The organism is Bacillus sp. NPDC093026, from assembly GCF_044754665.1.
GTDB classification, from domain to species: domain Bacteria; phylum Bacillota; class Bacilli; order Bacillales; family Bacillaceae; genus Bacillus; species Bacillus maqinnsis.
Map to the genome: position 1 here is coordinate 540660 of NZ_JBIVPN010000002.1, position 14258 is coordinate 554917.

Genomic DNA, 14258 nt, shown 5'->3' on the forward strand with positions numbered 1-14258 from the left:
AATGAAACAAATGGAGGATACGATGCTGACATTACAATTAACACAAAAAACATATAGCCGTACCTTCACGCTCAATGACATTCAATTGGATGTGGAGAAAGGGCGCATTACCCTTCTTTTAGGTCATAATGGTGCAGGGAAGACGACGATCATCCAAACAATGTTTGGGCTGACGCCGTTTGTGGGGCACGTCTTATTGGATGGAGAACGTATGAACTTCCAATCATCGGCTCATATTGCTTCTTTTAAAGAGCATGTTTCCTATATTCCTGACGATCACGCCTTGTTCGATTATTTAACACCGAGAGAATACTTTCATTTACTCCAGATGCCGAGTGATCAAGGAGTAAAACGAGAGGAAATGTTCATCGATCTTTTTGAGCTTAGCGCCTATATGGACCAGCCAATTGCACAATTATCTCATGGCAATCAAAAGAAAACACAAATCATCTCACAGCTCCTTCGGCCATGTGATTATTATGTGTTTGACGAGCCAACGAACGGACTTGATCCAGATATGATGATTATATTAAAAAAGGTGCTCATGAAATTACGAGATCAAGGTGCAGGCATCCTCATTTCGACACATCATTTGAGCTTCGGGGAGACGCTTTTTGATCAACTCATGATTTTAAGGAATGGCGAATTGATGCTTGATATGACCCGTCAAGAAACGAGTGAGACGTTTCCTCATCAGTCGCTTGAAGATATATATAAAGAAGTGAATCGAGACTACTATATGCAGGTGGAGAGGTTGCTCAATGATTTGGACACAACGCGTTCTTCATAAAATAGAGTGGGGCATGCTGACAACGAAACTAAAGCAAATCGGAAGGAAATATCCTTTACAGCTTCTCGCAGCAGCCATTGGTTTATTGCTGATGTATTCAATGTATGTGGTCATGAGTTTGCGTTTTTTCATGCAAACAGGGGAAATTGACCCAAGTGCTTTATATTTCCAGTTTGTGAAAATGACGCTTTTATTATTGAGTGTAGGAATTGTTTTTTCTCGCAATAAAATGAAGCGTAAGGAATATCAATTCTTTTTTTTGAACAGTGCGATTCGTAGTATGTCATTTGTTGTTTGTGTTTATTTTTTTCCGATTCTGTTTTGTTTCATCATTCTTGGTCTGCTTTTTTTACCGATTTTATTAGGGCTGATCATTAGTGAGGTACCGCTTTCAATGTATTGGCTCACTGTAGTAAGTGTAACTTGCTGTGTATTGAGTATGTACACGCTTGCTTCATGGATGACCATTCGGGTTGGCATGAGTCGCTTGATATCGAAAACAAAAGAACATTTGCTACTGCATACGATCGGATTTGTTGGATTGATTGCTTTGCTGATTGTCCTCTTTCAAAAAGCAATCGAGGTGATTCCAACGCTGCCTTTCGTCTATCTCATGTTTCTTTTGCTCACTTTTTGCTCGGGCTGGTTATGGCTGCATGGTCTGTCAGACAGCTATGTGAATCGAACGTTTTTACAGCTAAAAGTAGAGGTGAAACAATGTTCATATCGGAAAATCAGAACAGATTCCGCATTTTTGTCTCATCTTCGGCAAGAGTTTGCTTATTTTTGCCGATCTGCTGTCTTTAAAGAACAAGGCATTCTATTTTTGTTCCTCGTTTTTTTCACGTTTGCATTACAATTTGTTTTTACCCCAACAGAAGCTGGGTGGCTATACGCCTTTATCATTCAGTTTGCACTAAAGGAAATATTCATTATGCTTCCTCTGATGATTGGCAGGGAGTATCATATGAATCGTCAAGCGATTTTTATGTTAAATGCTTCAAAGGGCGCTTATTTATTGGCAAGGATCTTCTTTTATTACGGAATCAATCTGCTGACATACTTTGTCTATATTGGGCTTGTTTATTTGTTGATAGGCATTGAAAGTGAGGGACAGGGACTGTCGAGTTTGTCCATTTTATTGATCACTGTCATGGCTGCATGTATTGGATTTGTTGTGAACATTAACGAGTTTAATAAAGTGTTTGTAATCCTTACAATGATTGCTGTGTTCAGCTTCATTGATATGCTTTTACTAGAGTGGCTTTCAGCGAAAATTCACTTGCTTGTATTAGCGTATGTCTTTGGTTCACTCGCTTTGATCAGTTGTATGTATGCTGTTTTGTTAAAGAGGCCTGTTCTAAGATGAAGGACCTTCTTATCAGTTTGGTAGTAGTTGTGCTCATTCATGAACTGGGTCATATACTGATGGTGATGGTGTTTAACAAAGTCGAAAAAAGACCGCTTTTCGATTATTTCGTGTCGGTGGATTGGAAACACGTGTCAATTGTACATGAGAAATTTGCCCGACCGAGCTTTAATTTTTTTGTGGCGCTTGCCGGTCCGGTGCTGCCCGTTATCTGCTCCAGTGTGCTTTTTTCTATTTGGAAGCACTCGTTTTGTCATCTATTGATGTTCTTTTCTTTACTGAACACCGTGATGCTACATCCAGCACTTCCAGATGGGAGAAATATAACTGACAGTTTAAATGAGATGAAAGGAGAGAAGTAGATGATCAGAGTATTTCATTCTTTTTCTAGTGGTTTAACTTTAGCGATGCTATATGTTTTCGCTGTGTTTATGACACCGGTATTATTGCTTCTATTGGAGGTGAATCATGTTGAATCAAGTCCATCTTTATTTGGAATGCCTTTTTATATCATGAAGATTGAGAATGATCAATTTAGCTCAGAAGCGACGCTATTTGGATGTTTGATCTGCTTTATGGCTGGCGTGCTTCTCTATTTCTTGATTCAGTATGTAATTCATTTGGTAAAGCGTAGATAAAAGAAAAAGCAGACACAAGTGCATCAGTCTGTTTAAAGTGATAGCGAAAGCCGTATCATATCGAGGCAGCGTATTCCGTTTTCATATATCGGTTCATCATAATGTTTAAGAAAGAAGTCTCGCTCGATGGACGTCATACGAAAACCGCACTTTTGATAAATTGCAAGCTGAGCAATACTAGAGTTGCCTGTGCCGATTTCAATAGACTGTGCACCGGTCTTTTTGACTTCAGAAATGGCATGATTGACGAGCTGTTTCCCGATCCCTCTTCCTTGCCAAGCCTCCTTTACAGCGATATTCATGATTTCAACGATATCCTTTGAAGTGGGTGAAAGGACGTAGACACCAATAATATCCTGTTCATGAATAGCGACATAACAAGAACCTGACTGTACGTATGCAAACACCCTTTCTTGAGAAGGATCAGCCAATAGCAAGAGATCCATTGGCACAACGATGTGACGAGATAGCGGTTCAATTTTCACCAATTCATTTCATCCTCTCTTTTCTTTATTATATCCTTGTTTTACACCCCAATCATATGAATCCTGCCCCCACTTTGATGGGGATGATAGTGATTGTTTTTTCAAAATCTATTCCCCCTTTTATCAAACCTCTATTCATATCGGATATGTTCTTTCGAGACTTCACATGTGAAGGGAATATTCAGGTCATATTAGCAGACACTATGGAAAAAGGAGGGTGCCTGTTGATTTCCTTTATGATTCATGTTGTTGTCTCATTGTTTGCTGTGTCGAACCCGATTGGAAACGTTCCTCTTTTCATTACGTTGACAGAAGGCTATACAGATAAAGAGCGCTCCCAGACGGCAAAAAAAGCCATTGTAGTGTCTTTTATCATTTTGTTTGCTTTTCTTCTGGCTGGCAGGTTGATCTTCAAGTTATTTGGGATTGATATTCATGCACTTCGCATAGCTGGAGGTATTTTTATTTTTGGTATCGCTTACAATTTGTTGAATGCAAAAGAGTCACATGTACAAAACCTTCATTCGGATGAAAATGAAGAAAGTAAAGAAAAGGCAGATATCTCCGTTACCCCTCTTGCAATCCCCATCATTGCCGGTCCAGGAACAATCGCCACTGTGATGAGTTTAACACCAGGAAGCAAGGTAGCGCTTCATATGTTTGCAATTCTCATTGGGATTGTCATCGTTCTTGCTATGACCTATTATGCATTTCATTATTCAAGTCACATCATGCAAAAATTGGGAAAAACAGAGATGAATGTGATTACACGCTTGATGGGTTTGATTCTTGCTGTGGTAGCAGTAGAGATGATTGGTGCAGGCTTAAAAGGCATGTTCCCAATGTTCATATCATAATGATATATAAAAAGCTGTTTTTTTTACATTATGTAAAATAAACAGCTTTTTTAAGGTTTTGGGACATGCTTGAAGACTTCTTCACTTTCAAAGAATTCAATTAAACGGCTAATCCATTCATAATAATCAAGACTTTCCTTGATTTCTAAAAGAAGTACATTGATTTTATCCTCTGTTTCTTTCGTTAAGTCGTCCTGTTCCAGCAGCTCCAGTAATTCCTTGCGCATTTTTTTATGTGCTTTGCGATTTTTGCTGACAACACGTGACCAATTGGCTGAAAACAATGAAATAAACGTCTGGTAATGATCTTGTTCAACATCATACATATCCTTACGTATTCCTTTTTCATAAACCTTTTCGGCAATATTTAAATCGAGCATTTCTCGAACGACTTGACTCATTCTTGTTTTGCTCATGCCCGTCGCCTCTGATAGCTCACCAAGCGTCATTGGTTTGCGGTTCATGTGAATGATGCCAAGCACTCTACCCACTGTAGCAGAAAGACCAAAGGCATTCATGTTCTCGGCGGCTTTTTCAATATAATGATCTTGTGCTTTTTGAATGGCACCTAACGCTTGCTTGTCCACTCTTGTCTTCATCCCTTCACGAATGACAATTTGTAACACAATATATCATATACTTGTTTGATGATGAAAACAATAAATATTGAGTATTTGGTAGTAATTTGGAGGAAATAGGAGAGATACCTACATTTCAAGCTATTAACTAAAAATTTTAAATAAATGTTATACAATACAAACATATCATAAACTTTTTATTTTATAAAGTTTGCACTATAATAAATAAGGTGTAAATTTTCTGAAAATATATACATGACTTATTGGAGGTGTCTCATTTGCTGAAACTAGAGAATGTATCTAAGACGTATAAAGGCGGAAAAAAAGCTGTCAAACATATTGATTTAGAAATAGCAAAAGGAGAATTTATTTGTTTTATTGGACCGAGTGGCTGTGGTAAGACCACAACAATGAAGATGATTAACCGACTCATTGAGCCTTCCTCAGGGAACATTTTGATTGAGGGAGAAAACATTATGAAGAAAGACCCGGTCCAATTAAGAAGAGAAATCGGCTATGTTATTCAGCAAATTGGACTTTTCCCCCATATGACCATTGCACAAAATATTTCACTTGTTCCGAAGTTACTAAAATGGCCCGAAGAGAAACGAAAAGAACGGGCAAGAGAACTGCTCAAGCTAGTCAACATGGGGCCAGAATATTTAGAGCGTTACCCGCATGAACTAAGTGGAGGACAGCAACAACGAATTGGTGTTCTTCGAGCACTTGCAGCAGAACCCCCTCTTATCCTCATGGATGAACCATTTGGTGCACTTGATCCAATTACAAGAGACTCATTGCAAGAAGAATTTAAGAAACTACAAAAAACGTTAAACAAAACCATTGTATTTGTCACACATGACATGGACGAAGCGATCAAGCTGGCAGACAGGATTGTAATCTTAAAAGATGGAGAGATTGTCCAAGTAGGCACGCCAGATGATATTTTGCGCAACCCAGTGAATGAGTTTGTAGAAGAGTTTATTGGGAAAGAACGTCTTCTCCAATCAAATCCAAACATGGAACGTGTGGAACAAATGATGAATACGTCTCCAGTCACCATTACAGTCGAAAAAACGCTGACTGATGCCATTTTCATCATGAGGGAAAAGCGCGTGGATTCTTTGCTCGTTGTGGATGAAGATCATGTGCTGAAAGGCTATATTGATATTGAAACGATTGATGCGAACCGCAGGAAAGCAGCCTTTGTCGGCGATATTTTAAACACAGAGTTTTATTCTGTACAAGAAGGTGCACTCCTAAGAGATACAGTCCGAAAGATTTTAATACGCGGCATTAAATATGTACCGGTTGTGGATAAACAAGGGCATTTAAAAGGGATTGTGACACGTGCAAGTCTTGTTGATGTTGTGTACGACTCCATTTGGGGAGAAGATACACCGGCTGTCAATGAAGTGAACTAAGGGGAGGTGTACACATGAATAAAATCATCGACTTTCTTGAGAAAAATGGTGGAGAACTACTGACAAAAATGTGGGAGCATTTATATATTTCTTTAATTGCCGTTGCGTTAGGCATTGTCGTAGCGGTTCCTTTAGGCGTACTCCTCACACGTATGAAAAAAGGGGCAGGTTTTGTCATTGGTGTTGTGAATATCTTTCAAACGCTCCCTAGTTTAGCGATTCTTGCATTTTTCATTCCGATTTTGGGGGTTGGGAAAATTCCTGCAATCGTTGCATTATTCTTTTATTCGGTTTTGCCCATTTTGAGGAATACGTATGCCGGCGTTCAAGGTGTAAACAAGAACTTACTTGAATCTGGTAAAGGGATCGGTATGACGACATGGGAACAAATTCGTCTCGTTGAACTTCCGCTTGCTGTGCCAATCATTATGGCGGGTGTACGGATTTCGACGATTTATTTAATCGGCTGGACAACACTTGCCGCTTTTATTGGCGGAGGCGGTCTTGGTGACTATATTCTCATTGGACTCCAGCTTTATCAGCCTGAATACATTATTGCTGGTGCCGTTCCAGTTACCATTTTAGCAGTAATGATTGATTTGACATTGATGAAGCTTGAGAAGAAGGTAACACCAAAAGGTTTAAAAGGATTGAAGGAAGTTTCATAAGGAGTTGGCGAACATGAAGAATCGACAATTAAAATGGATCAGTGCACTGCTTGCCGGATGCTTGTTATTCATAAGTGGCTGTTCACTTCCTGGACTAGCCGGCTCCTCAGGCAACACGCTACGAATTGGAGCACAAAACTTTACTGAATCAGAAATTATGGCTTATATGGTTGGGGATATTATTGAGCATTACACAGGTAAAAAGACAACGATCGTGAAAAACTTAGGATCCAACACTGTACAGCAGAAGGCGATGGAAAATGGGGATATCGACATTTCTGCCACAAGGTATACAGGTACGGATTTGACAAGTACGCTGGGAATGGATGCGGAGAAGGACCCGAAGCGTGCGATGGATATTGTGCAAAAGGAATTCAAAACACGCTACGATTACAAATGGTTTGATTCCTATGGATTTGATAATACGTATGCCTTTGCCGTGACGCAAAAGACGGCAAAGGAAAACCATTTAGAAACGGTCTCTGACTTGAAAAAGAATGAGAAGAATTACCGTTTCGGTGTCGATAATATTTGGCTCAAGAAGAAAGGCGACGGCTATGAAGGATTTATGAACACATATGACATCAAATTTGGGAGCACGTTTCCGATGCAAATTGGTTTAGTCTATGATGCATTGAAAAATGAGAAAATGGATATCGTGCTTGCCTATTCAACAGATGGACGGATCAAAGCCTATGATTTAAAAATTCTAAAAGACGATAAACGCTTTTTCCCTCCATATGATGCATCACCAGTTGTTCCAGAGAAGATTTTAAAAGAGAACCCAGGACTAGACAAAGTGATCAATAGATTGATTGGAAAAATTGATACTGAACAAATGCAAGAGCTCAACTATCAAGTCGATGGGGAACTTCAGGAACCAGCGACCGTTGCGAAGAATTTCTTGAAAAAACACAACTACTTTCAGTAAGGATGGGAGGTGTCAGGGCTTATGGACACACTGCAACAGTTATGGACGTATTATCAGCAAAACGGTTCATATGTGTTAGAAGAATTTTATCGGCATTTTCTCATGTCTGCGTATGGGGTGTTGTTTGCGGCGATCATTGGTATCCCAGTTGGTATATTCGTGGCGCATTATCGCAAGCTGAGTAATTGGATTTTCGCCATTACAAATGTCATTCAAACCATCCCAGCTTTAGCAATGCTTTCTGTGTTGATGCTTGTATTAGGATTAGGGGCAAATACAGTGATTTTATCATTATTTCTGTATTCGCTTTTGCCAATCATCCGAAACACCTATACAGGCATAGTTAGTATTGAGCACGCCTATTTAGAATCAGGAAAGGCAATGGGCATGACGAAATGGCAAGTGCTGAGAATGGTTGAACTACCGCTTGCTTTATCGGTTATTATGGCTGGTTTAAGAACCGCCCTTGTCATCGCAATCGGCATTACAGCGATTGGAACATTTGTCGGTGCTGGTGGACTTGGTGATATCATCATCAGAGGAGCAAACGCCACAAACGGTACAGCCATCATTTTAGCAGGTGCTATTCCAACTGCGCTCATGGCCATTATTGCAGACCTTGTCATGGGCTGGCTTGAACGCTATTTAAGCCCAACAAACAAGAAAAAAGAAAGCAAAGCCTTACCAGAAGAAAACATCACCTCTGCTTAATGCGGCAAGTGAATAGACGAAGACTCCCTTACAGGCGGTAAGGGAGTTTGTTTTATGAAGATGTGGCGGCTTGAATCAGGAGAGATTTATGATTCAAGTGTCATCCATTTAGAAGACCACTTTGAAATTTCCTCAAAAACAGGAGCAAGCGATCGACCCATATCAGTTAAAGAATATTCAATACGTACAGGTGTTTCAGCAAAAACCTCCCGTTTCACAATGCCTACTGCTTCCAACTCTTTTAACCTCTCAGATAATACTCTTCCGCTTAAATTCGTCAGAGCGGCCTCAATTTCACTAAAGCGCTGCTGACCTGAGAGAAGCTGAAAAACAATCAGTGCAACCCAGCGTTTACTCAATAACTCGACTGCTTTTTCAAATCGTGGGCACATGTCAGATTGATTCATCTTTCTTCACTCCAATCTGAAGCCATTATACCGTAATTTTGTGAATCATTAGCGCGTAAGGCTTGTCAACTATGAAAACATCAGCGGCTGTTTAACATAAATAACAGATAGCGGTTCAAATCCTCGATTTCTTTCTTAGAAAGAGTTGACCATATGTCTCCATCAAATAATTCGAGATGTCCAAGCTCATATTGCTCTGCTGCTTCCTTCATTTTCGACAAAGCCGCAGGCTCCTCTTTCACCAGATGAGCAGGAGTAGATTCCTCAATATAACCTGCAGCTTGCATCATTTCTTCATATGGTACCTTTAAAGCACCTGCTAGTTTCTTAATGGTAGTAGGCTTCGGAATACCTCGTTTCCCGTTTTCAATACGAGAAATGCCAGCGGCGCTAACCTCTGAATACATCGCTAATTGATTCACTGATAGTTTCTGTTCCTCACGTAATGCTCTTAAATATGCACCGAAGTTCATCAACTCAAAACCTCACATAGCTAAATTAGTTAATTCTATTTTAACTGATTTGTTGACTATTGGCAACAAAGAGGTCATGAAAATATTGACATTAGTTAATGGTGGATGTATCTTTAATTTATGCCCCGCTATTTGTTCGTCTTTTTCTGGTTGATGAGCGTGAGAAAGTATTGATTCAGTTGGCTGATGTCTTGTGTGGTTAGCTTTTCCCACTGGTCTCCATCAAAAAGCGGCAGATGTTCTACATCCTGATTAAGCGCAATTTGATAGATTTTCAAAATGGACTCATAATTAGGTTTCATTTCATGAACTTTTTCCTGTTCAATATGACCGGCAAGCAGCATTAAATCCTCATAAGGCACCTTCAAGGCGTGTGCTAATTTTTTAATTGTTAAAGGCTTCGGCACACCGCGCTTTCCATTTTCAATACGAGAAATGCCAGCAGCGCTTACACCTGAATACATGGCGAGTTGATTGACAGACATCTTTCTATTTTCTCTTAAAATGCGTAATTGTTCACCAAAATTATTCATGTATATCGAACCTCACATTTCAGTATATAACTTATTTTAGTATGATCATTGACCAAAGGAAATAGCAGGGGTGCAAAAGTGTTGACATAAGTAAATGATGCTGTTTGATGTGAGAAGTCAAAATTGTTTACATATTGATCCTATAGGAGGTTGTAATGGTGGTCGAAAAGATTCAGATTAGGCGATCTTTTGTCATGCAGTATATGATCGAAAACGATATGTCTTTAAATCAGCTTGCTGAAGAAATTGGCATCTCCCCTGCCACATTAAGTAGAGTATTGAATGGTCATCGAAAACCAGGACAGCTTGTCATTGGTAAAATGATTCATTACTTTGATAAAAAGTTTGAAGATCTATTTTACTATGAAGATGTTGACAAAAGTCAACGAATGAAATGATAACTTAGTAGATAAGGAGGCGACGTCCATTGAAAAGGACTGGAATAGTAAGGCGAATTGATTCTCTTGGCAGAATTGTTCTGCCTTCAGAAATGAGAAAAGTACTAAATATTAAAGAAGAGCAACTGTTAGAAATATTCATAGAAGGTGAAACCATCATGTTGAAAAAGTATGATGCTGATAAAAGCTGCCTGTTGACAGGTCAAGTAACGAAACAGAACAAAAGCTATGGAAATGGCAATGTCATACTAAGTCCTGAAGGAGCTGAACGCTTGTTAGTAGAATTAAAACAGCTATTAAAAAAAGAAGCAAGTCGTTAAAAATTGTTTTTTATGCAAAAAAATGTATACAAAAACGCTGCATGTCAACCTATCAAATGGAAATTGAATCAAAATAACAAATAAAGTCGACAATATATAGAAAATCTTTATTTTGATGTGTCGTGACATGAACCTCGTTTTCATGTAAAATGAAGTTATGTGTACCAGTTTGACTGGAGGTGGTTTTATGCACACATTTGTAATCACATTACTCGTAATTGTCAGTATCGCACTTATCATCGTTGTGTTATTACAATCAAGTAAAAGTGCTGGACTGTCGGGCGCTATTTCAGGTGGAGCCGAGCAGCTTTTCGGTAAGCAAAAAGCGAGAGGTCTTGACCTGATCCTTCACCGAATCACTGTTATTTTGTCAGTGCTTTTCTTCATCTTAACACTTGCATTGGCATATTTAGGCGTGTAAGAAGCGAGTAACAGAAGGTCTGATCTTTTCAGACCTTTTTTTATTATCTACACTCTTTTGTGTTTGTTTCATACATACAAGTGGAAAATATACACTATATCATAAAGGAAAGGAAGTCACATCATGAGAGTTGTTACACCGAAACCATTTACATTTAAAGGTGGAGAAAAGGCGGTGCTTCTTCTTCACGGTTTTACTGGGAATACAGCAGATGTTAGAATGCTTGGCCGTTATTTGAACGAAAGAGGGTATACATGTCATGCACCCCAGTACAAAGGGCATGGCGTACCGCCAGAGGAGCTTGTTCATACGGGCCCTGCAGATTGGTGGAAAGATGTAGAAGAAGGGTACCAATTTCTAAAAGATGAGGGACATGAGGAGATTGCTGTTTGCGGTCTGTCTCTTGGAGGAGTTTTTTCATTGAAATTAGGTTACACTGTACCTGTAAAGGGAATTGTACCTATGTGTGCACCTATGTACATAAAAAGTGAAGAAGTCATGTATCAGGGTGTACTAGATTATGCCCGTAATTATAAAAAATTCGAGGGGAAGTCAGCGCAACAAATTGAGCAAGAGATGGAAGAGTTCAAGAAAACACCAATGGATACGCTGAAGGCTCTACAAGAGCTGATTGCAGATGTAAGAGACAATGTTGACATGATTTATTCACCTACTTTTGTTGTTCAAGCACGTCACGATCATATGATTAATACAGACAGTGCAAATATTATTTATAACGAAGTAGAGACGGATCAAAAATATTTGAAATGGTATGAAGAATCGGGTCATGTCATCACGCTTGATAAAGAGCGGGAGAAGGTTCATCAGGATGTGTATGCGTTCTTAGAATCACTCGATTGGTCAATTTAACGTTATAGGGGGTTAGAGTGTGCAAAAAGAAGAATTTATGGATGAATTACTCGCTTTTATGAAAGAAGAGGCGTACAAACCGTTAACTGTACAAGAATTAGAAGTCATGATGGAAATTACAAATGCTGATGATTATAAAGAGCTCATCAAAGCGCTTGTGACACTAGAAGATAAGGGACTCATCGTACGGACCCGCAGTGATCGCTATGGCGTTCCGGAAAAAATGAATTTGGTCAAAGGGAAATTATCCGCTCATGCGAAAGGATTTGCTTTTGTGACACCTGAAGAGTTTGGTCAGGATGATATTTTTATTCCGCCAACCGAGCTTGGAACAGCAATGAATGGTGATACCGTCATGGTTCGTGTCAGCCATAAATCAAATGGAACCAAAAAAGAAGGTACAGTGATTCGTATTCTAGAGCGTAATATTCAGACGGTCGTCGGTACTTATACAGAAACGAAGAGCTTTGGATTTGTTATTCCAGATGATAAGAAGATCACACACGATATCTTTATCCCGAAATCCGCCAAAAATGGAGCAGTAGAAGGGCATAAAGTGGTTGTGACGCTTACAAGCTACCCAGAAGGTAGAAGGAGTGCAGAGGGCGAAATTACTGAAATTTTAGGTCATAAAAATGACCCAGGCATTGATATTTTGTCTATCATTCATAAACATGGTCTGCCAGGAGAATTTCCAGAGGAAGCTTTAAAACAGGCAGCAGACACACCGGAAACGATTGATGAAAAAGACCTAGAAGGCAGACGGGATTTACGAAACGAAACGATTGTGACAATTGACGGCGCGGACGCAAAAGACCTAGATGATGCAGTCACTGTGCAAAAGCTTGATGATGGTAAATATAAGCTAGGCGTACACATTGCGGACGTATCACATTATGTGACGGAGAATTCCCCAATTGATCAAGAAGCTTACGAGCGCGGGACAAGTGTATATCTTGTAGACCGCGTCATTCCGATGATTCCGCATCGCTTATCAAATGGCATTTGTTCTTTAAACCCAAAGGTGGATCGACTCACACTCTCTTGTGAAATGGTCATTGATCGAAATGGGAAAGTCGTTAAACATGAGATTTTCCAAAGTGTCATCAAAACGACAGAGAGAATGACGTATTCAGATGTGAATAAGATTTTAGTGGATCAAGACGAAGAGCTCATGAACAAATACGAATCGCTTGTTCCTATGTTTCAAGAGATGGAGAAGCTTGCCGAAATCCTTCGAGATAAACGTATGGAACGTGGAGCTGTTGATTTTGATTTCAAGGAAGCTAAGGTGCTTGTTGATGATGAAGGTGTGGCAAAAGATGTCATTATTCGGGAGCGTTCAGTAGCGGAGAAACTCATTGAAGAATTCATGCTTGTGGCAAACGAAACCGTTGCAGAGCATTTTCACTGGATGAATGTACCGTTTATTTACCGAATTCACGAAGAGCCAAATCCTGAGAAGCTTCAGCGCTTTTTAGAGTTTGTGACGACATTTGGCTACATTGTGAAAGGAACTTCAACGAATATTCACCCGCGTGCACTCCAAAGTGTACTGGATGCGGTTCGAGATCAACCAGAAGAGGTCGTCATTCAAACGGTGATGCTTCGCTCTATGAAGCAGGCAAAGTATGACCCAGAGAGCATCGGACATTTTGGTTTATCAACCGAGTTCTATACCCATTTTACATCACCGATTCGTCGTTACCCTGATTTAATTGTGCATAGACTAATCAGAACCTATTTAATTGAGAAAAAGACAGATGAAGCGACCCTTGAAAAATGGGAACAACTGCTTCCGGAAATCGCAGATCATGCTTCAACGATGGAGCGCCGGTCAGTTGATGCAGAGCGTGAAACAGACGATCTGAAAAAGGCAGAATTTATGCTTGATAAAATCGGTGAAGAGTTTGATGGCATGATTAGTTCAGTCACCAACTTCGGACTATTTGTGGAATTGCCGAATACGATAGAAGGTCTGGTGCATGTCAGCTATATGACCGATGACTATTATCGTTTTGATGAACAGCATTTCGCCATGATCGGTGAACGTACAGGAAATGTATACCGGATCGGTGACGAAATCACCGTCAAAGTCGTTGATGTCAATAAAGATGAGCACTCCATTGATTTTGAAATTGTCGGTATGAAGGGCACTCGTCGTAAGTCGCCGAAAGATTTCAAGTTTAAAAAACGGACAGATCCACCAAGTAAAAAAGCCCGTGCAGGTCAAAAACCGTCTGGGGATAAGAAAAAAGAGAATGACGATAAGGGCGGCGACTGGTTCAGCAGAAGAAAAAAGAAGAAAAAGAAAAATCGTCTTAAAAAGAAAAAATAACAGGTCAAAAAAGCAAGTAGAGTGTCAGGCTCTATTTGTTTTTTGAC

19 protein-coding genes are annotated in these 14258 nt (G+C 39.6%); 14 read left to right on the plus strand and 5 right to left on the minus strand.

All coding sequences use genetic code 11. The features are described 5' to 3' along the window. The first annotated feature begins 22 nt into the window (after positions 1-22). From ACIQCE_RS07630 to ACIQCE_RS07645, 4 genes are read left to right on the plus strand one after another with little or no spacing between them, the layout of a single operon-like run. Positions 23-790 carry an ATP-binding cassette domain-containing protein gene (locus ACIQCE_RS07630; RefSeq protein ID WP_400494264.1) on the plus strand — a complete coding sequence of 256 codons (768 nt, stop codon included), beginning with the start codon at positions 23-25 and terminating at the stop codon, positions 788-790. Beyond that, positions 762-2159, plus strand: a complete 1398-nt coding sequence (locus ACIQCE_RS07635) for a hypothetical protein (RefSeq protein ID WP_400494265.1) — start codon at positions 762-764, stop codon at positions 2157-2159. The genes ACIQCE_RS07630 and ACIQCE_RS07635 overlap by 29 nt, the downstream gene beginning before the upstream one ends. Beyond that, positions 2156-2521 carry a hypothetical protein gene (locus ACIQCE_RS07640; protein ID WP_400494266.1) on the plus strand — a complete coding sequence of 122 codons (366 nt, stop codon included), beginning with the start codon at positions 2156-2158 and terminating at the stop codon, positions 2519-2521. The genes ACIQCE_RS07635 and ACIQCE_RS07640 overlap by 4 nt, the downstream gene beginning before the upstream one ends. Continuing rightward, entirely contained in the window at positions 2522-2797 is a 276-nt protein-coding gene (locus ACIQCE_RS07645; protein ID WP_353854546.1) for a hypothetical protein, read from the plus strand. A gap of 32 nt (positions 2798-2829) precedes the next feature. Here ACIQCE_RS07645 and ACIQCE_RS07650 read toward each other — a convergent pair whose 3' ends face one another. Beyond that, on the minus strand, positions 2830-3285 hold the full coding sequence (locus tag ACIQCE_RS07650; RefSeq protein ID WP_400494267.1) for a GNAT family N-acetyltransferase: 456 nt from the start codon (positions 3283-3285) through the stop codon (positions 2830-2832). Between the two features lie 221 nt (positions 3286-3506). Between ACIQCE_RS07650 and ACIQCE_RS07655 the strand changes: the two genes are divergently transcribed. Further along, positions 3507-4139 carry a MarC family protein gene (locus ACIQCE_RS07655; RefSeq protein WP_400494268.1) on the plus strand — a complete coding sequence of 211 codons (633 nt, stop codon included), beginning with the start codon at positions 3507-3509 and terminating at the stop codon, positions 4137-4139. Positions 4140-4189: 50 nt separating this feature from the next. On the opposite strand, the gene ACIQCE_RS07660 is transcribed toward ACIQCE_RS07655, so the two are convergent. Beyond that, positions 4190-4726: a GbsR/MarR family transcriptional regulator gene (locus ACIQCE_RS07660; protein ID WP_353856684.1), complete on the minus strand. Its 537-nt coding sequence runs from the start codon at positions 4724-4726 to the stop codon at positions 4190-4192. 269 nt (positions 4727-4995) lie between these two features. Between ACIQCE_RS07660 and ACIQCE_RS07665 the strand changes: the two genes are divergently transcribed. From ACIQCE_RS07665 to ACIQCE_RS07680, 4 genes are read left to right on the plus strand one after another with little or no spacing between them, the layout of a single operon-like run. Beyond that, positions 4996-6141, plus strand: coding sequence for a betaine/proline/choline family ABC transporter ATP-binding protein (locus tag ACIQCE_RS07665; RefSeq protein WP_400494269.1), 1146 nt, complete (start codon positions 4996-4998; stop codon positions 6139-6141). A gap of 14 nt (positions 6142-6155) precedes the next feature. Next, positions 6156-6809, plus strand: a complete 654-nt coding sequence (locus ACIQCE_RS07670; protein WP_400494270.1) for an ABC transporter permease — start codon at positions 6156-6158, stop codon at positions 6807-6809. Positions 6810-6822: 13 nt separating this feature from the next. Then, positions 6823-7740 carry an osmoprotectant ABC transporter substrate-binding protein gene (locus ACIQCE_RS07675; RefSeq protein WP_400494271.1) on the plus strand — a complete coding sequence of 306 codons (918 nt, stop codon included), beginning with the start codon at positions 6823-6825 and terminating at the stop codon, positions 7738-7740. Positions 7741-7761: 21 nt separating this feature from the next. Then, positions 7762-8451 (plus strand): ABC transporter permease, encoded by a 690-nt coding sequence (locus ACIQCE_RS07680; protein WP_400494272.1) that lies wholly within the window; start codon positions 7762-7764, stop codon positions 8449-8451. 86 nt (positions 8452-8537) lie between these two features. Here ACIQCE_RS07680 and catR read toward each other — a convergent pair whose 3' ends face one another. The 3 genes from catR to ACIQCE_RS07695 form a co-directional block, all read right to left on the minus strand. Next, positions 8538-8858, minus strand: a complete 321-nt coding sequence (gene catR / locus ACIQCE_RS07685) for a catDE operon transcriptional regulator CatR (RefSeq protein WP_400494273.1) — start codon at positions 8856-8858, stop codon at positions 8538-8540. 80 nt (positions 8859-8938) lie between these two features. Then, a complete protein-coding gene (locus ACIQCE_RS07690; protein ID WP_400494274.1) occupies positions 8939-9331 on the minus strand; it encodes a helix-turn-helix domain-containing protein in 393 nt (130 codons plus the stop codon). 128 nt (positions 9332-9459) lie between these two features. Next, entirely contained in the window at positions 9460-9864 is a 405-nt protein-coding gene (locus ACIQCE_RS07695; RefSeq protein ID WP_353854553.1) for a helix-turn-helix domain-containing protein, read from the minus strand. Between the two features lie 155 nt (positions 9865-10019). On the opposite strand from ACIQCE_RS07695, the gene ACIQCE_RS07700 reads away from it, so the two are divergent. From ACIQCE_RS07700 to rnr, 5 genes are all read left to right on the plus strand, one after another. Further along, positions 10020-10262 carry a helix-turn-helix domain-containing protein gene (locus ACIQCE_RS07700; protein WP_400494275.1) on the plus strand — a complete coding sequence of 81 codons (243 nt, stop codon included), beginning with the start codon at positions 10020-10022 and terminating at the stop codon, positions 10260-10262. Positions 10263-10291: 29 nt separating this feature from the next. Further along, entirely contained in the window at positions 10292-10582 is a 291-nt protein-coding gene (locus tag ACIQCE_RS07705; protein ID WP_353854554.1) for an AbrB/MazE/SpoVT family DNA-binding domain-containing protein, read from the plus strand. 187 nt (positions 10583-10769) lie between these two features. Beyond that, positions 10770-11003: a preprotein translocase subunit SecG gene (gene secG, locus ACIQCE_RS07710; protein WP_353854555.1), complete on the plus strand. Its 234-nt coding sequence runs from the start codon at positions 10770-10772 to the stop codon at positions 11001-11003. Positions 11004-11126: 123 nt separating this feature from the next. Further along, positions 11127-11873 (plus strand): alpha/beta hydrolase, encoded by a 747-nt coding sequence (locus tag ACIQCE_RS07715; protein WP_353854556.1) that lies wholly within the window; start codon positions 11127-11129, stop codon positions 11871-11873. Between the two features lie 19 nt (positions 11874-11892). Further along, positions 11893-14211: a ribonuclease R gene (gene rnr / locus ACIQCE_RS07720; RefSeq protein ID WP_400494276.1), complete on the plus strand. Its 2319-nt coding sequence runs from the start codon at positions 11893-11895 to the stop codon at positions 14209-14211. Positions 14212-14258 lie beyond the last annotated feature (47 nt).

Coding starts and splice junctions, on each gene's coding strand:
- ACIQCE_RS07630 (WP_400494264.1), top strand. CDS start 23: ATGCTGACATTACAATTAACACAAAAAACATATAGCCGTACCTTCACG.
- ACIQCE_RS07635 (WP_400494265.1), top strand. CDS start 762: ATGATTTGGACACAACGCGTTCTTCATAAAATAGAGTGGGGCATGCTG.
- ACIQCE_RS07640 (WP_400494266.1), top strand. CDS start 2,156: ATGAAGGACCTTCTTATCAGTTTGGTAGTAGTTGTGCTCATTCATGAA.
- ACIQCE_RS07645 (WP_353854546.1), top strand. CDS start 2,522: ATGATCAGAGTATTTCATTCTTTTTCTAGTGGTTTAACTTTAGCGATG.
- ACIQCE_RS07670 (WP_400494270.1), top strand. CDS start 6,156: ATGAATAAAATCATCGACTTTCTTGAGAAAAATGGTGGAGAACTACTG.
- ACIQCE_RS07675 (WP_400494271.1), top strand. CDS start 6,823: ATGAAGAATCGACAATTAAAATGGATCAGTGCACTGCTTGCCGGATGC.
- ACIQCE_RS07680 (WP_400494272.1), top strand. CDS start 7,762: ATGGACACACTGCAACAGTTATGGACGTATTATCAGCAAAACGGTTCA.
- catR (WP_400494273.1), bottom strand. CDS start 8,858: ATGAATCAATCTGACATGTGCCCACGATTTGAAAAAGCAGTCGAGTTA.
- ACIQCE_RS07690 (WP_400494274.1), bottom strand. CDS start 9,331: ATGAACTTCGGTGCATATTTAAGAGCATTACGTGAGGAACAGAAACTA.
- ACIQCE_RS07695 (WP_353854553.1), bottom strand. CDS start 9,864: ATGAATAATTTTGGTGAACAATTACGCATTTTAAGAGAAAATAGAAAG.
- ACIQCE_RS07700 (WP_400494275.1), top strand. CDS start 10,020: ATGGTGGTCGAAAAGATTCAGATTAGGCGATCTTTTGTCATGCAGTAT.
- secG (WP_353854555.1), top strand. CDS start 10,770: ATGCACACATTTGTAATCACATTACTCGTAATTGTCAGTATCGCACTT.
- ACIQCE_RS07715 (WP_353854556.1), top strand. CDS start 11,127: ATGAGAGTTGTTACACCGAAACCATTTACATTTAAAGGTGGAGAAAAG.